14 protein-coding genes are annotated in these 19263 nt (G+C 50.3%); 10 read left to right on the top strand and 4 right to left on the bottom strand.

Features of this window, described 5'->3' with window-relative positions; all coding sequences use genetic code 11:
• Positions 1–132: 132 nt before the first annotated feature.
• Together NSQ24_RS22820 and NSQ24_RS22815 are read left to right on the top strand one after the other, a co-directional pair.
• Positions 133–687, top strand: coding sequence for an RNA polymerase sigma factor (locus NSQ24_RS22820; RefSeq protein WP_003390136.1), 555 nt, complete (start codon positions 133–135; stop codon positions 685–687).
• Positions 684–2372 (top strand): DUF4179 domain-containing protein, encoded by a 1689-nt coding sequence (locus NSQ24_RS22815; RefSeq protein ID WP_024984627.1) that lies wholly within the window; start codon positions 684–686, stop codon positions 2370–2372. The genes NSQ24_RS22820 and NSQ24_RS22815 overlap by 4 nt, the downstream gene beginning before the upstream one ends.
• Before the next feature lie 233 nt (positions 2373–2605).
• On the opposite strand, the gene NSQ24_RS22810 is transcribed toward NSQ24_RS22815, so the two are convergent.
• Together NSQ24_RS22810 and NSQ24_RS22805 are read right to left on the bottom strand one after the other, a co-directional pair.
• Positions 2606–3682: a hypothetical protein gene (locus NSQ24_RS22810; RefSeq protein WP_339166655.1), complete on the bottom strand. Its 1077-nt coding sequence runs from the start codon at positions 3680–3682 to the stop codon at positions 2606–2608.
• The gene (locus NSQ24_RS22805) at positions 3657–4247 is read right to left on the bottom strand and encodes a sigma-70 family RNA polymerase sigma factor (RefSeq protein WP_003390131.1); all 591 of its coding nucleotides are present in this window, start codon (positions 4245–4247) and stop codon (positions 3657–3659) included. The genes NSQ24_RS22810 and NSQ24_RS22805 overlap by 26 nt, the downstream gene beginning before the upstream one ends.
• A 607-nt stretch (positions 4248–4854) precedes the next feature.
• Between NSQ24_RS22805 and NSQ24_RS22800 the strand changes: the two genes are divergently transcribed.
• From NSQ24_RS22800 to lpdA, 7 genes are all read left to right on the top strand, one after another.
• Entirely contained in the window at positions 4855–6723 is a 1869-nt protein-coding gene (locus NSQ24_RS22800) for a sigma-54-dependent Fis family transcriptional regulator (RefSeq protein WP_035979890.1), read from the top strand.
• Between the two features lie 22 nt (positions 6724–6745).
• Positions 6746–7564 carry a biotin/lipoate A/B protein ligase gene (locus tag NSQ24_RS22795; RefSeq protein ID WP_003390128.1) on the top strand — a complete coding sequence of 273 codons (819 nt, stop codon included), beginning with the start codon at positions 6746–6748 and terminating at the stop codon, positions 7562–7564.
• 610 nt (positions 7565–8174) lie between these two features.
• Positions 8175–9440, top strand: a complete 1266-nt coding sequence (ltrA, locus tag NSQ24_RS22790; protein WP_024985202.1) for a group II intron reverse transcriptase/maturase — start codon at positions 8175–8177, stop codon at positions 9438–9440.
• Positions 9441–9764: 324 nt separating this feature from the next.
• Positions 9765–10757, top strand: a complete 993-nt coding sequence (locus NSQ24_RS22785) for a thiamine pyrophosphate-dependent dehydrogenase E1 component subunit alpha (protein ID WP_122957840.1) — start codon at positions 9765–9767, stop codon at positions 10755–10757.
• Between the two features lie 18 nt (positions 10758–10775).
• Positions 10776–11813, top strand: coding sequence for an alpha-ketoacid dehydrogenase subunit beta (locus NSQ24_RS22780; RefSeq protein ID WP_003390124.1), 1038 nt, complete (start codon positions 10776–10778; stop codon positions 11811–11813).
• Positions 11814–11883: 70 nt separating this feature from the next.
• Positions 11884–13245, top strand: coding sequence for a dihydrolipoamide acetyltransferase family protein (locus tag NSQ24_RS22775; RefSeq protein WP_339166653.1), 1362 nt, complete (start codon positions 11884–11886; stop codon positions 13243–13245).
• A gap of 12 nt (positions 13246–13257) precedes the next feature.
• On the top strand, positions 13258–14637 hold the full coding sequence (gene lpdA, locus NSQ24_RS22770; protein WP_243014884.1) for a dihydrolipoyl dehydrogenase: 1380 nt from the start codon (positions 13258–13260) through the stop codon (positions 14635–14637).
• Between the two features lie 45 nt (positions 14638–14682).
• On the opposite strand, the gene NSQ24_RS22765 is transcribed toward lpdA, so the two are convergent.
• Entirely contained in the window at positions 14683–15963 is a 1281-nt protein-coding gene (locus NSQ24_RS22765) for an Nramp family divalent metal transporter (protein ID WP_051925595.1), read from the bottom strand.
• Positions 15964–16202: 239 nt separating this feature from the next.
• Between NSQ24_RS22765 and NSQ24_RS22760 the strand changes: the two genes are divergently transcribed.
• Positions 16203–17648 (top strand): IS1182 family transposase, encoded by a 1446-nt coding sequence (locus tag NSQ24_RS22760; RefSeq protein ID WP_024985259.1) that lies wholly within the window; start codon positions 16203–16205, stop codon positions 17646–17648.
• Positions 17649–17916: 268 nt separating this feature from the next.
• Here NSQ24_RS22760 and NSQ24_RS22755 read toward each other — a convergent pair.
• A protein-coding gene (locus tag NSQ24_RS22755; protein WP_122958896.1) for an IS1182 family transposase occupies positions 17917–19247 on the bottom strand; the annotation gives its coding sequence in 2 pieces (ribosomal slippage) (positions 17917–18707 and positions 18707–19247; 1332 coding nt in all).
• Between the last annotated feature and the right edge of the window lie 16 nt (positions 19248–19263).

The following is a 19263-nucleotide window of genomic DNA, read 5'->3' as shown; positions in this document are numbered from 1 at the left end:
GATCATCCCGGCAGCTTTTTTGTGTCAGGAAAGAAAAAAATGCGATTTTTTTCCTCCATTTTCCGTCGTATATACATGTACAGCAAAAAGGCGACCGCTGCGCAGCGACCTTTTTGAATGGGAGGAGAACAGATGCAGGACGACAAGATGATCGTGGACGAGGTCCTCCGAGGCAACAAAGAGGCCTTTGCTCAGATCATACAAAAATATAATAGGCGAATCACGCTTCTGATCCGCAAGATGTTAGGGCAGCCGCCCCATGAGCAAGACATCGCTCAAGAAATATTTATCAAGGTGTACTACCATCTGGGCGACTACAACAAAAGCTACGAATTTGGCGCATGGCTGTACAGGATCGCGACCAATCATTGTTTCGATGAACTGCGAAGCCGAAAACGGTCGATAATGGTTACGAACACAGAAGTGGAGCTGGCCACCAGTCATACGCCCGAAGCGGAGTACCTTGTCAAAGAGCAAAACTCTTATTTGCAGGATCGGATAAAGGCTTTGGATTCGAAGCATCGTGTCGTCCTGGAAATGCGGTATCTCCAGTACATGAGTTATGAAGAAATCAGTAAAAAGCTGGGTGTTCCGATCAGCACGGTTCGTACGCGTTTGTCCAGAGGGAAGACAAAACTGAAGGAAGCGCTGACGAGAAGAGGCAAAGGAGGGGACTGCTATCTATGACATGCCTGGACAAAGACATGCTGGATGCTTATCTGGAAGACTCACTTTCTTTGCGGGATAGACAAAACGTACAAAATCATCTGCTCACCTGCTCGGCTTGTCAACGGCTGTTCGAGCAGTATTTGGACGAGTCGGGTACGCTTGGGGAGCAGGAAAAATGGCACACCGATGCAGTCATTCAGCAAGTCATGGAAAAGGTCCCGCCTCATCCCCTGAATGTGTTGAGACGGATCGATAGACACCGAGCCCAGAAAATAGACTGGAAAAAACGGAGTGTTGCTTTGATGAAAAAAACGACGATGGCTGTAGCAGGACTGGCTGTGGTTGTGGCTTTGGGAACACTTGTGTCACCGACTTTCGCTTCGTATGTGAATGGACTGTTCTATGCAGCAAATCCGCTGAAAGGGCCGTATACCGATACCGAGAGCGTTGTCAGCTTGTATTCAGAAGAGCAGACAGATAAAGGAGCTCTCGTAGCTGCCGAGAAGGGATATGTAAAGCCCCTTAACCTGAAAGTGACGGATCAGGGCCTGACCATGGAAATGAAGGCAGTGTTGGCCGACTCTGCTCGAATCATGGTTCTGGGTTCGCTTACCGACAAGGAGGGGAAAAAGCTGGATACCTTCTGGCAGGACCAGTTCAGCAGAATTTCCAGTGAAAATGTGGAAGAGTATCGAGTCATCCAGTTAAAAGACAAAAATGGGCGTGTCTTGAACCCGCCTAATTCAAAGCTTCCAGATTCATTTCGATGGATGCCTCTGCCAAACGGTGAGAATTTTGTAATCGGACGTGATTTTGCAGAGCTATTTGACGATCGGAGCAGGCTGCCGGACGAAGCGATACTCGAAGTACGGGTAAAGCAATTGGGAGAGACGAAAGGGAGCTGGAACTTTGATATCCCGATTGATCTGCGACCGGCAAAAGCAGCGACAAAAACGGTCTCCGTCCAGCAGAAGCTCACGACACCGCAAGGAGAATGGATCGATCTGAAGGAAGCTCGTTTTAGCCCAAGCGCGGCTCAGCTGCAGTTTGCCGTCAGCGAGGGGACCGGCCGGGACAAAGGTGTCCGGTACAGCCTGATTGATGAGCAGGGAACGGTTTTGGCTTCTTGGGACGACTTGCATGTGATTTATCCCGGTGAAGAGCTGAGCAGCAATGTCATACCGGGTTTAAGTCGAGGTGGAATGTATAATGCAGGACGTTTGCCCTATAAAAACGTCTGGGTTCATTCCTTCGCTCCGATTGATCACACAAAAAAAGTAACAATGAAACTGGATGCTGTCTATACAGCAGAAAAAGCTGATTTTCGTGCGAAGCTTTCGATTGCTGAACTGGATAAAAAGCCAGTGACGGTCACAGAGGAAGGAAATACGTTTACGTTTACACCCGTCAAAAAGCAAGAGCGTGGGGATGATACCATTTACATCATTGATATGGAAGGCACTTTGGCAAAGGATGTTGTGGGTGTTGGGAAAAGCTGGATGGCAACAGACGAGAAGGGAGAGTCCAACGCTCTTTTACTCAGTCCCCAAATAACCATCGCAGAGGACGGAACAAGGAAGCTGAATGCCCAGATTAAGATCAGGACGAAAAATAAAGACGTGAAAGAGTTCACGATCACGTATGATGAGAAAATCAAACAGCATGATGTAAAATGGGAAGTTCCGATCCAGGTAGAGCAATAGCAACGAAGCCTTTCTTCAACCTTTCAAACAAGGGTGGAAAAGTTTATAAATCAACCCTTGACGCTAGACTTTTCCTGTCCTACACTCACAGGCGGTTGAAGAAAGGTCCCGCCAACAAACTGCGGATTTTGTACGCTAAGCCCCGTTTGATCTAAAAAAGCCGGTTTCCTGAACAATAAGGAAACCGGCCTCTTATTCTTGTTACGAATCTCGATTGATACTGTGGTGACTGGTCAGTTCTTCGCTGGCGTTTCAGATTTGTGTTCAATAACATGTACTACTTTTGGTTCAAGTGCTTTCATCATTTGTTCCTTTACATGATTGCTTACACTTGCTCCATTTTGGTCAGCTTGTAGCTCTTTTTCAACCTGTGTTTTTGCAATCACATCAATCACTTGTTGTTTAGAGACATTTTTAGAGGCGGCAACCTCCACAACAGATTTGCCTTTTGCTAATTCTTGTTTCAATTCTGTTGGGCTCATGTTTAGTAAAGAAAACAGGTTTTCATCATTTAAAAAGGAATCAGCAAAAGTATCAGGCTTGCCATCTCTGGTGAAAAAGCCTTCTACTTTAACAAGGTTTGAAGGTGTACGCTCGCCTCCGTGCAGAGTAACATCTATTCTATTGTCCTTAACAAATACCTGGTAGAACGGTATTTGGGACCCCTTTTCGATGTAATTCAATAGAAACGTCTTTTGATTCGGCTCCCCCATTGGCTCCATAGAAACCTCATAGCCGTCGATGCTGCCATACATTTTGTCAATGAGGTTATTTACTTTCTCTTTGATTTCCTGATTGGTTAAAGAACTGACGGGCTTCTCCTCCCAATTCTCTTGAATCACGCTGTCAATCTTGCCCGTAACATCGATGGTAAGGCTGATCTTTTTGCCGGCTCCTCCCTTTTCCTGCAGTGCGATGCTTGTCTGGATCGCTTGCTTTTTAGTTGAATCAGCGGGGGCTTCTCCAAGGTAGCTTGCATCGACAATCTCAAACGATCTTGTTTCGGGAAATGCGCTATACAGCTTCTCCAGTGCTGCTTTGCCAACCTCATCCACCTTGACTTGTTCAGCAGTCATTGGTGTTCTGGTAAGCATTTCAATCAGGGCAGGGGCCGCAAATGCTGCGGTTGGAATCAAAAACGCAGCAGCAACGATTCCGCCAATTACTCGTTTTTTCATGGGTTTTTCGCTCCTTTTTCGTTGCAAATATTGATAGTAGGATTGTTCGATTCGTTTGGAAATGGCCGGAGGGCACTCCATCGTTTCTGCCTCTTCGTGCAGATGCTCACGGATTTTGCGTTCGATAGTCATTGATCTTTTCCATCCTTTCCAGGGGGAGATTCCCTAAGTTTTTTCGAAGCGCCTGGAGGCCAGCATGATATCTAGACTTCACTGTACCCAGCGGAATGTCGAGCAAAGTCGCAATTTCTTCAAGGGTATAGTCGTGAAAAAAGCGGAAGATAATCACTGTCCGCTGTTTGTCGGTCAGTTTTCGTATGGATTGCGATATCATTTGGTTTGTACCATCCATCAAAGCAGTATGTTGATCCCAATAAGACTCTTCCCGAGAGAAGGCACGGATGCGTTCAAAAATTCGGAATCTCCTCCAGCTCTTGACCCGAAATCTCTGCACTTGACGGATTACCAAGCCGTGCAGCCAAAAGTGGAAAGGACGGTTCGTATCGTAGTTGGCAAGTGAGGTCCACATTTGCATATAGATCTCATTCATGATATCTTCCCGATCCTGCTGATGATCCACCAGAAAGGAGACTGTCCGGTAGATGTCCTTATAGGTGGCATCATACACCGTATGAAACGCCTGTTGATCACCCTCTTTCATTTTTATGAGTAATTGGTACATCTCTTCATTTTGCATTCAGAGGGCCCTCCTGAGTAAGCAGCTTACACCCTATATTGCCTCTCTATGGGAAAAAGGTTCGGGTCTCTTCTTAATTTTTTTCAAACGGTTGAGTGCGAGGGGCATTTCACCTTCTGCCGGATCAGTCACCGTACAATATTTGCTAATAGATGAAGCAAGAAGCGATGAGTTTCAGTTGATGGTAAAGGAATTGGCTGATTTAGTGCTACATCATCCTGGCGGTATTGTGAAGGTTAACAATCTGTGGTTAAGGTCATATTCCGTGTAAAACTGATGCCCTGTCAGTCGATACGGGCAAAAATACAGTTTTGTCCATCATAAATGATTATCAGACTTTGCGTGAAACTCGCTGGGTGTTTTTTTTTTGCGAAGCAGAAATCACAGAAAGCCATTCGCTATCCCAAGCTACAGGAGAAGAAAAATTGAACGAAAAAGGCAAACTATAATGAGCTGGCTTTTCGACGGAAACACCGGCAGCCAAGACAAAGAGGTAATTTTCGGAATATTGAGAAACCGGATGAAAACAGGTAATCTATAGATATTCCCTTATCCATGAAAAGCAAAGGAGGGCGGCTCCTTGTATAACGAAACGCTTTCTTCGAAAATGTGGAAACGTTTTGTACAAGAAGGTGTTATCGACTCTGCACGCATCAACAAGCGAATCTCTGAATCGTGGCTTCGCTGCAAAAACAGGTATGTCGATCCCTATCTGGGGACGGGACGGGAAATTTTGAAGGGCGAGTCTTTTGACAGCCAGAAGCGGAAGCATCGGCAATTGCTCGAAATTACCTTGCCGCATGTGGAGAAAATGTCCAAATTTATTGAAGACACCGGGATGATCGCCATCCTGATAGACGCTGAGGGTTATGTGCTCTCCATGAAAGGGAAGAAGTCCATTTTGCAATATGCCGAAGATATCAATTTCGTGGAGGGCGTTCGCTGGACCGAAGAAGAGGTGGGAACAAACGCGATTGGCACAGCGCTCCATGCCGGAGAGCCGATCCTGATCAGCGGCCCGGAGCACTATTCGGTGGCTTCCCATAAATGGAGCTGCTCGGCCGCGCCTATTCACGACGACGAAGGCAAACTGGTCGGCATCCTCGATATCTCGTGCCCGCTGGAGCGAAGCCATCCCCATATGCTGGCCATCGTTTCCTCCATCGCTTATACCGTAGAGCAGGAATGGAGCAGAAGGCGCGAGCTGGAAGAGCTGGAGCTTATCCGTTGTGGATGGGAGCTGGCGGAGACGAATCAGCCGATCGTGATTTTGAACCTGCGACAGCAGGTCGTTTTCGTCAACAAAGCTGTTCGTCAAAAGATGCTGCAGTGGCCGGGAGCATGCGACTACCAGGACCTGTTGGACGAGTACCGCTATGTGGAACGAAAGCGTACGCCTGTCTACTCCAGGCAGCACGGAGGACTGCTCGGGTACTGTGCGGTATTGCTGGAGTCCGAGGCAAGCATCCGGCGTTTGCAAGCTCCGTTTCCGTCCAGTCAGATTCAGTTCCCGGGCGAAGCAGGAACAAGCAAAGCGTTCCGGCACGTTCTCGGGCAAATCGAACGCATCTCCAAAAGCAGCGCCAATGTATGCATCCGGGGGGAAAGCGGGACGGGGAAGGAGCTCGTCGCCCGGGCCATTCATCTGAACAGTCCGTACAAGGCGGGCCCCTTCGTTGCGGTGAATTGCGGCGCCATCCCCAAAGACCTGATCGAAAGCGAGCTGTTTGGCTATGCGGAAGGGGCATTTACCGGATCGCGGCGCCACGGATATAAAGGAAAGCTGGAGCAGGCAAACGGAGGCACCTTGTTCCTCGATGAGATCGGCGAGATTCCGCATCAGATGCAGGTTGCCCTGCTGCGCGTTTTGCAGGAAAGGAAGGTTACGCCGATCGGCAGCCATGCGGAAATTCCGGTAAATATTCGCGTCATTGCCGCTACGCACCGGGACCTGGCCCTGCTGGTGAAGGAAGGGAAGTTCCGGGAGGACTTGTACTACCGTCTGCACGTGTTCCCGCTCTATCTGCCGCCGCTGCGCGAGCGGAAAGAAGACATCCCCAGTCTGATTCGCTTTTTCTGCCAGCAGAATAAAGTGGAGCTGCCGGCTATCCCTCATGTCATGCGGCAGCTGATGGAATACGACTGGCCCGGGAACATTCGGGAGCTGTTCAATACATTGGAGAGGCTCAGCATTATCGGCGAAGAGGAGCTGCCATACCTCCTGCATGAACAATTTCAGACCGGGGCGGGAGGGGCAGCGTCCCCAAACCTGATGGCTGGATCGCTGACTGCTGTGAAAGGCGGTGGCGAGAGCGGGGGCGGCCGTGCGGAAACGTTGACGTACCGCGAGGAGCTTGAAAAGCAATCGATCATCCAGGCTTTGCAGAAAACGAATGGAAGCGCTTCCGCTGCAGCTGGTCTTTTGGGAATGCCACGCAGCACCTTTTACAGGAAATTGCAAAAGTACAACCTGTAAGGCAGCGCGGAAAGGAGATGGAATGGACAAAGCAAGCTTGCCTGCTCGGCTAGGCGCTATCGATGCCGCAGCCAACGTGATGACAGGAGACATCGTGGTTCCGTTTGCTTTCGATGAAGTGTACGGAAGGCAAGTAGGGCACGGCCTGCTGGAGCCCGCTGTTCATCTATGGAGGCATGAAAGAGCGTTTGTGCTCGGGTCGAGAGACTGGAAGCTGCCCCGGGTCCGGGAAGCTGTCCAGTGGCTGCAGGGACAAGGCTATTCCGTGACGGTTCGCAATTCAGGAGGAGCGGCAGTGCCGCTGGACCCCGGCGTCGTCAATCTGTCCCTGATTTTGCCCAATCGGCAAGGCGATCTGGATGTACAGCGCCACTTTGCCCTGATGGCGGAGCTCATCCGGCAAAGTCTGAAAAGCCGGTCTTGCAGGATCGAAACCGGGGAAGTAAGCGGCTCGTACTGTCCGGGAGAATTTGACGTCAGCGTCAGGGGGAAAAAGTTTTGCGGAATCGCCCAAAGAAGGCAGACGAGAGCAGTCATCGTCCAGGCATTTGTGCTGGTCGAAGGAAGCGGCGAGGCGAGAGGAAAGCTGGTCAAAGCGTTTTATGATCTCGCCGCCGGGGGAGCGTCTGCGGCAGACCATCCCATCGTGGAACCGGCCCGCATGTCGAGTCTGTCGGAGCTTGTGGGGGACATGACCGCAGAAGACTTTGTCGGGCTGCTCACACAGCAGCTTGCCTCGCTGTCATCACTCGTGCCGTACAGCGACTGCTTGCGGTTTGAGCTGGACGGCTTGCAGCAGGCTGTGGACGATTGCCGCAGGAGGTACCCTGTGCACGTGTAAGGAAAAAACAAAAGCGCAGCCATCGGTGTTTTCTGCACCGGTGGCTGTTTTTTTGGTGCGCCCAGCATGGGCGATAGCTATAGGGTGAAAGTCCCGAACGGGGGTTGGCTGTACCAACCGTTAGCTCAAGGCAAGGGTGTCGACCGCGAGGTCGAATCTGAAGGAAGCCGGCGGCAAAATCCCGACCTGAGGTACACGAACCCAATTTGAGGCTGTTGTATCCGGGCGAGTCTGCCAAACAAGACAAAGCCCCATACAGCCAAGGGATACAGTAGTAAACTTGGGCAGGTACATGGGATGAAAGTTATCGTTCTTACCTGGGGAGGTCTGCATGAAACGCCTTCAACTGTTGGTAACCGTCTCCGTAAGGAGACGCTGAACATGCAGAAGTCAGCAGAGGCCATAGTACCCGAGTAGAGGACGCTTGAATGGGGAAGGGCCGAACATCAAGTCAGCATGCGATCCATGTCTTTTGATACGGTACGTCGAAGCAGAATTCTGTCAAGGAACTACTTTTGAAGAGCAGGGGTGAAGCCCCGAGGGTACAAAAGAGGGCTGAGTATCGTACAGCAAGCACGGAGTCCGCATGTGCGAAGGAAGGAACATCATTATGGATTTGCTGGAAAAAGTCTTATCACGGGAAAACTTACGGATGGCACTCCAACGAGTGGAGGAAAACAAAGGTGTCGGTGGAGTCGATGGTGTTTCAACCGAACAACTACGCGATTATCTACGTGAACACTGGCAAGCCATCCGCGAGAAGATGGAAAGGGGAACCTATAGACCTTCACCTGTTCGCAGAGTCGAAATCCCGAAACCTGACGGTGGTGTAAGGTTATTAGGCATTCCCACCGTGGTAGACCGCTTTATTCAGCAGGCCATCCTCCAAGTGTTAACGCCGATCTTCGACCCCACCTTCTCGGAATCTAGCTATGGGTTCCGTCCAAAACGTAGCGCTCACATGGCAGTAAGGAAAGCGCAAGCGTATATCTCCGAAGGATATCGTTTCGTGGTGGACATCGATCTAGAGAAATTCTTTGATCGCGTAAATCATGATATTCTAATGAGCCGTGTGGCTCGAAAAGTTCAGGACAAGAGAATTTTAAGACTGATTCGTTCCTACTTGAATGCGGGGATCATGATAAATGGCGTCTGTACAACATCAAGTGAAGGAACACCGCAAGGTGGGCCGTTAAGCCCACTTTTGGCAAATATCCTACTTGATGATTTGGACAAGGAACTCGAAAAGAGAGGCCACCGTTTCTGCCGCTACGCAGACGATTGTAATATCTACGTGAAAACAAAACGGGCAGGGGAACGAGTAAAGAAGAGTATTCAAAACCACTTGGAGAAGGTACTAAGGCTAAAAGTAAATGAGGAGAAAAGCGCGATAGACCGACCATGGAAACGAAAATTCTTGGGCTTTAGTTTTACCTTTGCAAAACAGACAAGGATTCGCATCCACCCCAAATCCCTCCTCAAGCTAAAAGAGAAAATCCGCACGATCACGAATCCGGTGTGGAGCATCTCGATGGAGAAGCGGATTGAAAGAATAAATCAGTACCTCATGGGCTGGATTGGATATTTCGCCCTTGCAGACGCGAAGGGCATTCTACAATCCATTGAGGAATGGACAAGGCGCAGGCTCCGTCTTTGTTTGTGGATGCAGTGGAAACGCGTGAGAACCAGATATCGAGAACTTCGTTCTCTTGGCATATCTCACGTAAAAGCCATTGAAATTGCAAATACCCGCAAGGGTGCATGGCGTACCACAAAATCTCCGCATATACACAAAGCCCTCGGCATTGCCTACTGGCAACAACAAGGGCTGAAAAGCTTAGTGCAACGATATTCTCAAATTCGTCAAGCTTGGTGAACCGCCGTATACCGAACGGTACGTACGGTGGTGTGAGAGGACGGGGGTTAGTCGCCCCCTCCTACTCGATTCCAAAAGCGGCTCTGGGGCACGTCTGAGACAAAATGAGACAGTTTGGGAATTCGTCTCATTTCGTATTGCAAGATAATGGGACGACGCGCGGACAATGCCCGTTTTTCAACGAAGCGGCGGTGTTTGCCGCGTTGGCACACGACTTGCTTCGGGTATAGGGCAAGGAAGGGGGAAGGCTGGCCGAAGCTGGGAATCGTGTGCGAGTAGTTGATTTGCGGGTTGTAAGCTCAGGAAAGATGGGAGGAAGCTCGAATGAAGATAACCGCGACAAAGGATAAGGTGTTGTCACAGGAAAAGGCGAGATGGATGTATCAAAAAATGCTGGAGATTCGCAAGTTTGAAGATGCCGTGCATCTCCTGTTTGGCCAAGGGAAGCTTCCGGGATTTGTTCATTTGTACGCTGGTGAGGAAGCCATTGCGGTGGGAGTCGGAGCCCATCTTGAAGTGCGGGACACGATTACGAGCACACACCGCGGGCACGGCCACTGCATTGCCAAGGGCTGCGATCTGGACGGGATGATGGCCGAGATTTACGGAAAGGCGACGGGGCTGTGCAAAGGGAAAGGCGGCTCCATGCACATCGCCGATCTGGACAAAGGGATGCTGGGAGCAAACGGCATCGTGGGAGGAGGCTTCCCTCTGGCGTGCGGAGCGGCTTTGACAGCCAAGCTGAAGCGGACTCAAAGTGTAAGCGTCTGCTTTTTTGGCGACGGAGCCAACAACCAGGGGACATTCCATGAGGGGATCAACCTGGCGGCGATTTGGAAGCTGCCCGTGATCTTCGTCGCCGAAAACAACGGATACGGGGAGGCGACGCCATTTACGTATGCCTCCAGTTGTACAAATATAGCCGACCGCGCAAGCGCTTACAATATCCCCGGTGTTATCGTGGACGGCAAAAATGTGCTGGAGGTCTACCGTGTCGCCGAAGAAGCGGTGAAAAGGGCCAGAGCGGGAGAAGGGCCGACCCTGATCGAGTGCATTACTTATCGCAACTACGGTCATTTCGAGGGCGACGCCCAAAAGTATAAAAAGGAATCGGAAAAACAGGCGCACATCCAGGAGCGCGATGCGATCAAGCTGTTCCGGGATTATCTGACGGAAAGCCGGCTGCTAGCGGAAGCTGAATTGGGGCAGATAGAGGAAGCGGCGGAACAGTCGATTCAGAACGCGATCCGCTTTGCCGAGCAGAGTCCATACCCGGAAGCGGGCGAGCTCTTGACCGATGTATACGTCTCTTACTAATGGAAGGGAGGAGAAATGATGGCGAGAAAGCTCAGTTTTTCAAAAGCGATTAATGAAGCGATGAAAATTGCGATGAAGCAGGACGAAAACGTCATTTTGCTGGGAGAAGACGTAGCCGGAGGGGCGCAGGTCGATCATCTGCAGGACGATGAAGCATGGGGCGGCGTTCTTGGCGTGACCAAAGGCTTGGTCCAGGAATTTGGCCGGGACCGCGTACTCGATACGCCGATTACGGAAGCCGGTTATGTGGGGGCGGCCATGGCTGCAGCCGCAACGGGCTTGCGGCCGATTGCGGAGCTGATGTTCAACGATTTTATCGGCAGTTGTCTCGACCAGGTGATGAACCAGGGGGCCAAATTCCGCTACATGTTCGGAGGCAAAGCCCAGGTGCCGATCACGATCCGCACGATGCACGGGGCCGGATTCCGCGCTGCGGCCCAGCACTCGCAGAGCTTGTATGCCATGTTCACCCACATCCCCGGCATCAAGGTGGTGGTTCCGTCGACACCTTACGATGCGAAAGGCTTGCTGCTGACGGCCATCGCCGACAACGACCCGGTCGTTTTCTTCGAAGACAAAACCCTCTACAACATGACGGGTGAGGTACCGGAAGGACACTATACGATTCCTCTCGGGAAAGCGGACATCAAGCGCACCGGCTCCGATGTGACCATCGTCGCCATCGGCAAACAGGTGCACACGGCTCTGGAGGCGGCCGAGCTGCTCGCCAAGAAGGGCATCGAGGTCGAGGTGGTAGACCCGCGCAGCTTGTCGCCGCTGGACGAAGACACCATCCTCTCCTCCGTAGCCAAAACCAACCGGCTCATCGTCATCGACGAAGCCAATCCGCGCTGCAGCATTGCGACCGACATCGCGGCGCTCGTCGCAGACAAAGGCTTTGACACGCTCGACGCGCCGATCAAACGGATTACGGCTCCGCATACGCCTGTGCCGTTCTCGCCGCCTCTGGAAGACCTGTATTTGCCCTCTGCGAAAAAAGTGATCGAGGTCGTCTCCGAATTGATCGGCGACGAGTCCATCATGGCGGTTTCCTGAAAAAGCGGGGCACTCCCCGAGCGAGAAGGAGTGCCTGCCAGCCCAATAAACGAGGGAGGGAATGGAAAACATGGCAGCGGAAGTGATCATGCCCAAATTGGGAATGTCCATGGTGGAAGGAACGGTGATCGCCTGGAAAAAGCAAGTCGGGGACCCAATCGCGAAAGGCGAGGGAATTGTCGACATCAGCTCGGAAAAAATCGAAATGGAGCTGGAAGCGCCGGCAGACGGCATCCTGCTTGCGATCGCCGTCAATGATGGCGGAGTTGTACCTTATGGAACCGTACTCGGCTATATCGGAGAGTCGGGGGAGCAAATTGAACACGCATCCCATGCAGGAGCAGAATCAACCCAGGAGGTGGCCGCAGCGGCAGTCGCGGCGGAAAAAACGGCGCCGGTGTCAGCAGCAGTCACGGCGGAAAACACGACACCAGCGCCGACAACGGAAAACACGACACCAGCGCCGGCAGGGCGCAAAGGCAGCAATCTGAGAGTTTCGCCGGTCGCCAAAAAAATGGCGGAAGAAGCGGGATTGGATCTGGAGTCCATCACAGGTACTGGCCCGCAAGGCCGCATCACGAAGGAGGACGTGGAAAAGGCGTTGGCGAAGGAGGCCGCTTACCGCGCAGAAACGGCCCCTCAGCCGCAAGGGACTTCTCAGCCTGCGGCAGCCCCTTTGTCATCCACGCAGCCTGCCGTGGAAGCTTCAAAAACGGCTTCCAATCAGGAAGTGGTGGAGCGTACCGCAGTGACCGGAATGCGAAAGGTAATCGCCACACGCATGCTGGAAAGCCTGCAGCAGAGCGCCCAACTAACGATGACCGCAAAGGCTGACCTGACCGACCTTTTGGCGTTGCAAAGACAGCTTGCCTCCGAACTGGAAAAGCGCCAGGAAGGGAAGCTTACCGTAACCGACTTGATCGCCCGGGCGGTTGTCCTTTCGCTGAAAAAGCATAGACTGATGAACAGCGCGTATTTGACCGATCAGCAGGAGCCGAGAATCGAGACATATGGACATGTCCATCTCGGAATCGCCGTCGCTCTGGAGAAGGGGCTCGTGGTCCCCGTAATCCGCCACGCTGACCAACTTTCGCTGCTGGAGCTATCGAAGGCGATCAAGTCGCTTGGCGAGCAAGCCCGCAACAACCGGCTGAGCGGCGACGAGATGAAAGGATCAACCTTTACGATCAGCAATTTGGGGGCGTACGGGGTAGAGCATTTTACGCCTGTGCTCAATCCTCCGGAGGCCGGCATTCTCGGTGTCGGCGCAATCGAGGCGGTGCCCGTTTACAGGGGAGAAGAGCTGCAACGGCGCAGCCTGCTTCCGCTCAGCCTCACATTTGATCACCGTGTGCTGGATGGAGCGCCGGCGGCTCAATTTCTGGGAAGCGTCAAGGACTGCCTGGAGAATCCGCTGAGTCTGCTATTGTAAGGAGGAGACCTCGTGGGAACTGTAGTCATTATCGGCGGAGGACCGGCAGGCTACGTCGCTGCCATAACAGCCGCACGCAAAGGACAGCAAGTCATTGTCATAGAGGACCGCCAATTGGGCGGCACTTGCCTCAACGAAGGCTGCATCCCGACGAAATCGCTGGTGGAAAGCGCGGAAACGCTTGAACAGGTAAAGCGGGCCTCCGCCTTCGGGATCGCCGTGCCGGCAAGCGGCGTGTACGTCGACTGGTACGGGGTCCAGCAATATAAAAACAGCGTGATGAAAAAGCTCGTCCTCGGCGTAGGATACCTGATGAAAAAAAACAAGGTGCAAGTCATCCAGGGGAAAGCTTCCTTTTTGACGGACCGGGTCGTGAAAGTGGAAAAACCGGACGGAGTGGAAGAAGTCGCCGCTGACCGCTTTATTATTGCAACGGGTTCCGAGCCGATCGAACTGCCGTTTGCTCCATTTGACGGAAGCTGGATCATCCACAGCAGTCAGGCGATGTCGCTTTCTCGCATTCCCGCCACGCTCCTGATCGTAGGGGGAGGGGTGATTGGCTGTGAATTTGCCAGCATCTACAGCAGAATGGGCGCAAAGGTCACGATCGTAGAAATGGCTGAACAGCTGTTGCCGGGAGAAGACCGTGACATCGCAGAGGTGCTGAAACGGCGGTTGGAAGAGGATGGGGCAACCATTTATACCGGGACTGCCCTGTCGGGCGCAGATGCGGCAACGAAAACAGTGTCCGTACAAACGGGAGCCGGAGTGGAAGAAATACGGGCGGAGCATGTATTGGTGGCAATTGGCAGAAAGCCGAGGGTAGAGGAGCTGGGGTTGGACCGGATTGGCGTGCAGTATTCCGGGAAAGGCATTCAGGTTGACGAGACCATGCAGACAAGCGTCTCCCACATATATGCCTGCGGAGACGTCATTGGCGGCATTCAGCTTGCCCATGTCGCTTTTCACGAGGGCGAAGTGGCGGCACTCAACGCTTGCGGCGTGGAGAAGAAAGCATCCTATCGCGCTGTCCCCCGCTGTATCTACACCTCGCCGGAGATCGCCAGTGTCGGGCTTACGGAGTTGCAAGCCAGAGAGCGGTACGGAGATGTCCGCGTTGGCGAATTCCCTTTTGCCGCAAATGGAAAAGCGTTGATCTTACATGAACAGGCGGGAAAAGTGAAGGTTATCGTCGAGCCGACATTCAATGAAATCGTCGGCATCTCGATTGTCGGTCCCCGGGCGACGGAAATGGTCGGTCAGGGAACCGTCATGCTGCATGCGGAAATGACGGCAGATGCCATGGAAGACTTTATCGCGGCCCATCCGACTCTGTCGGAAACGCTGCTGGAGGCCATACTGAATGCGACAGGCCAAGCCATCCATGGCTGAGACGCGGATTGCCGGTAAGCCATGCAAGTGAGTGGCGAACCCCTTTTAAAAAAGCGTCTCAACCAGCAGAAATATATTCAAAATGACAACCAAAAGAGCGACGATCCAAGCTAATAGCGTTGTCACACGATGATTCGCCAATCCCCCCATAATGCTCTTGTTGCTCGTAAATAGAATGAGCGGGACAAGGGCAAAAGCAATTCCAAATGACAAAACGACCTGGCTTGTCACCAATGCACTCGTAGGGTTTACTCCCGAAACGATGAGCAGCAGCGGCGGAATCATCGTGACAGCTCTGCGAATATACAAGTTGATTCGCATGTTTACAAACCCTTGCATGACAATATCGCCTGACAGTGTTCCGACCGAAGAGCTGGACAATCCGGCGATGAGCAGTCCCAGCCCGAACGAAAAGGAGGCGACTGGGCCGACATAATCGTTAAATGCGTGAAAGGCCGTGGTCAAGTCTTCGATGAATAGACCGTGTGCATAAAACATTGCGGCGGCCACGATCAGCATACTCATATTAATCGCTCCGGCGATGACCATTGCGATGATAATATCGATGCATTCAAACTTGAAGATTTGCTTTTTTTCATGATCGTTCCGTCCGATCACGCGATTTTGTGTAAGCGAGGAATGCAGATAAATGGCATGGGGCATTACCGTCGCACCCAATATGCCGGCTGCCAGCAGGATACTGTCCGTATCTGCAAACCTCGGCAAAAACACGCTTTTTGCAATGGCTGCAAGATCCGGCTTTACCATGAAGATTTGGACCGCAAATGCCAATACGACGACAAGCAGCATGGAAGCGATAACCGCCTCGAAGGAACGGTACCCCCTTCGCTGCAGCTCCAATATGGCAAACGAGCCTGCAGCCGCAATGACAGCCGCTGCAGGCATCTGAAGACCGGATAACAAAGAGAGCCCGAGTGCCGCTCCGATAAACTCCGCTAAATCTGTCGCGATAATCACGAGTTCGCTCTGCACCCATAGAAAAAAAGACACGCCTTTAGGCAGCCGTTCACGTGCTACTTCGGGCAGATTTTTTCCCGTCGCGATGCCCAGCTTTGCTGACAAGGATTGGATCAGGACGGCCATCAGATTCGAGACGGCAATCACCCAGAGCAACAGATAGCCGTATTTTGAGCCGGCTGTAATATTTGTCGCGAAGTTTCCTGGATCTATATAAGCAATAGAAGCGATAAATGCGGGGCCCAGAAAAGGAAGGAGCCTTTTTACGCCCGACAGCTCTCCTCTCAGTGCAGCCTGCGCGTTGCGGGAGTTTGTATGTCCATGTAAGAATGTCCGTTTGGTAAACATTTTGTCTTTCAATGATGTTCATCCTTTATGAATACCGTTCTGCTAGTGTCCTCATCTAGCTTTCCCAAAAGATGACTGCTTAACGGAAGATCATCATTTGCATGACAAAAGAAAAAGTCCCTTGTAATCGAAGGGACACAGCCTGTAGACAAAGTTCCGTAAGGAACAGGGTCTGCAGGCTTTTTTGTTGAATATAGAACATGTTACGTTTTCAAAAGTTATTTTTTAGAGGTGGCATTATGCTTAATAAGCAAGAGGCCGAAGGGCGTTATCAGATATCTGCATTCTCGCTAGATGAGTTGGTGCCAGAAGATCATCTCGTAAGAAAAATTGAAAATGCAATCGACTTTTCGTTCATCTATGACTTGGTGGAAAGCCTCTACTGTCATGACAATGGCAGACCCAGTGTTGACCCTGTAGTCTTAGTTAAAATTGCTTTCATCCAATATATTTTTGGAATTCGTTCCATGCGACAAACGATTAAAGAGATCGAAACCAATGTTGCCTATCGGTGGTTTATTGGCTATGATTTCAGTCAGCCCATTCCCCATTTCACGACCCTAGGCAAGAACTATGTTCGCCGTTTTCGGGATACTCAACTCTTCGAGTCGATCTTCCTTCGAATATTGGAGGAGGCGGTTCATCATGGATTCGTGAAGCCTGATGTGCTTTTCATTGATGCTACGCATGTAAAAGCCAGTGCGAATAAGCATAAATACGTGAAAGAAATCGTTGAAGAACAAGCGAAGAAATATCAAGAGCTGCTGGACGAAGAAATCAATCAGGATCGTATTGCACATGGAAAGAAGCCCCTTGAAAAAAAGACAGAAACTTCGAAGAAGGAGGTGAAAGTCAGCACAACTGACCCGGATTGCGGATTGTTTGTAAAAGGGGAAAAGGAACGTGTATTTGCTTATAGTTTTCATACAGCATGTGATCGAAATGGATTTGTGCTTGGTGCCAAGGTAACGCCAGGCAATGTGCATGACAGTCAGGTTTTTGAGGATGTTTTGAATCAAGTGCGAAAGACGTTTGCACAGCCTCAAGCTGTGGCAGTGGACTCGGGATACAAGACGCCTTACATCAGTAAAACACTCCTTGATGACCAGATTCGCCCCGTTATGCCCTACACAAGACCACGCACCAAAGAAGGTTTTTTTAAAAAGCACGAATATGTGTATGATGAATATTTCGACTGCTACATCTGCCCGAACGAGCAAATCTTAACATATGAGACAACAAACAAGGATGGGTACCGTATCTATCGATCAAATTCTCAAGTTTGCCGAAGTTGTCCGTTCTTGAAACAATGCACGGAAAGTAAAGACTACACAAAGAGAGTGAGTCGCCACATCTGGGCTGATTACCTCGAAGAGGTAGACCACCTCCGGCATACCGAGGAAAACAAACAAATCTATAGCAAACGGAAAGAAACGATTGAACGTGTATTCGCTGATATGAAGGAAAAGCATGGCATGCGTTGGACGACCTTACGAGGACTGGAGAAGGTCACGATGCAGGCGATGCTTGTTTTCGCTGCCATGAACTTGAAAAAAATGGCGACCTGGCTATGGAAATCAGGTCGCCAAAAGGTGAACGATCAAAACACCTTCGGTATTTTCATCAAATTATTAAACAAACTCCCTCTGCTGTTCGTTCAGCGAGGGAGTTTGTCTGCAACCTGAGTCCCTTGTAATCGAAGGGACAATCTTTATTGAACTTTTTTGATTGGGATATAAAGATCAACCTCGGAATTCGGGAGCCAGGTCGACATAGATGTAATCAAATGCATTCCCAAGTGTATCCAGTTTCTCCTTGTGGGTAACTTAAAAAGGAGCAGCCCTCATAGGAGCTGCTTCAGGCTGTCGAGAAACCCCACAATATGTTGGAGTTTCTTCTTTCATAACAATAAAATTGAGCACGAAGTGCTGGAAGTCTTAGATAGCACCACACCTAACATGCCTTTGCAAGGTGGAGTGCTATCTTTTTTATATTTTGAACGGTTGCTGTCAGCAACGCTTGCTCTTGGACATTTTCACGTCCGCGCAACCTACAATAGCGAAGTCCATGCAGTTCTTTGGCATCTGCAAAACTTCGCTCTATCGTTTGGTATCTCAACCTGTATAGGTATTTTCCTGACTTACTTAAGCGGTTCTGTCGAACCCATTCTTTACTCTCTTCCCATACATGCCTGGTTATCACCTTTTGGTGATTTTTTGACCGTGTACACATAGTGAGCATCGGACATGCCTTACATATTTCTTTATTTGACTTATACATTCTGTATCCGTTACGGTCAGTTGTCGAATAAGCAAGCTCATGTTTTTGGGGGCAAATATAGACATTCTTTTCGGGATCATATTTAAACCGCCATTTGGCGATAAGGCCTTTAACAGGTGAAAAAGCTCGATGGCCAATGACGGCAAAGATATTTAGATCGTGCAGAGCCTTGCAGATTGGAGTAGTTAAATAGCCAGCATCCAATGCAACGGCTTCAATGGTATCTGTAAACCCAAACTTCTCAATTTGGTGTTGTAGCCGATCTACATAAGGAACAGAATCATGAACGTTACCCGCAGTCACGTGTACATCAGTTATGATATTGTACTTATGATCGACTGTCCGATGATCGAGATAGAAAAAGCCTTCAGGCTTTCCGTCACGAACCATGTAACCACTGTCCGGATCAGTAGTACTCACCTTGATTTCCTTTTCTTCCTTCACATCCTCTCTAGGCTTCAATCCTTTTTTCCGTGTGCTTCACGGTCTTCATTAATGGCTGCTTCTAAATCACTAAGGTAGGCTCGACTAGATTTTTCAATAACATGCTTCTTAAATTTACGTTTGTTCGCATTTGCTTTCAGATGAGTGGAATCACTTATCAAAACACGTCCGCCAACCATGCGATGTTGGATAGCAAGGCGAACGATTTCATCAAAAATCTCTTGGAAAACATTTGTGTTTTTAAAACGAGTTCGACGATTCCAACTGATGGTAGTGTGGTCTGGAACTCGATCTGTTAGTGAAAGGCCAAGAAACCAGCGGTAAGCAATATTCGTCTGAATTTCCTTTTCGAGTTGTCTTTCTGACCGGATACCGTAAAGGTATCCAATGAAAATCATTTTAAATAAAACCACCGGATCAATGGCTGGTCTACCGTTATCTTCACAATAGTATTGGCGTACTTTTTCTCGGATGAAAGAGAAGTCTACATGCTTTTGAATAACTCGTAGCAAATGGTCCTCCGGGACCAACTCATCAAGGCATACAAATTCATATTGCATTTGTTGCTTTTTTTCA

Source organism: Brevibacillus sp. FSL L8-0520 (assembly GCF_037963895.1).
Lineage (GTDB): Bacteria > Bacillota > Bacilli > Brevibacillales > Brevibacillaceae > Brevibacillus > Brevibacillus borstelensis.
Note: the sequence above shows the minus strand (reverse complement) of the source record. Positions and strands in the feature narration are given on the sequence as shown.

Coding starts and splice junctions, on each gene's coding strand:
- NSQ24_RS22805 (WP_003390131.1), bottom strand. CDS start 4,247: ATGCAAAATGAAGAGATGTACCAATTACTCATAAAAATGAAAGAGGGT.
- NSQ24_RS22785 (WP_122957840.1), top strand. CDS start 9,765: ATGAAGATAACCGCGACAAAGGATAAGGTGTTGTCACAGGAAAAGGCG.
- NSQ24_RS22820 (WP_003390136.1), top strand. CDS start 133: ATGCAGGACGACAAGATGATCGTGGACGAGGTCCTCCGAGGCAACAAA.
- NSQ24_RS22810 (WP_339166655.1), bottom strand. CDS start 3,682: ATGACTATCGAACGCAAAATCCGTGAGCATCTGCACGAAGAGGCAGAA.
- NSQ24_RS22815 (WP_024984627.1), top strand. CDS start 684: ATGACATGCCTGGACAAAGACATGCTGGATGCTTATCTGGAAGACTCA.
- NSQ24_RS22775 (WP_339166653.1), top strand. CDS start 11,884: ATGGCAGCGGAAGTGATCATGCCCAAATTGGGAATGTCCATGGTGGAA.
- NSQ24_RS22780 (WP_003390124.1), top strand. CDS start 10,776: ATGGCGAGAAAGCTCAGTTTTTCAAAAGCGATTAATGAAGCGATGAAA.
- NSQ24_RS22760 (WP_024985259.1), top strand. CDS start 16,203: ATGCTTAATAAGCAAGAGGCCGAAGGGCGTTATCAGATATCTGCATTC.
- NSQ24_RS22795 (WP_003390128.1), top strand. CDS start 6,746: ATGGACAAAGCAAGCTTGCCTGCTCGGCTAGGCGCTATCGATGCCGCA.
- ltrA (WP_024985202.1), top strand. CDS start 8,175: ATGGATTTGCTGGAAAAAGTCTTATCACGGGAAAACTTACGGATGGCA.
- NSQ24_RS22800 (WP_035979890.1), top strand. CDS start 4,855: ATGTGGAAACGTTTTGTACAAGAAGGTGTTATCGACTCTGCACGCATC.
- NSQ24_RS22765 (WP_051925595.1), bottom strand. CDS start 15,963: ATGTTTACCAAACGGACATTCTTACATGGACATACAAACTCCCGCAAC.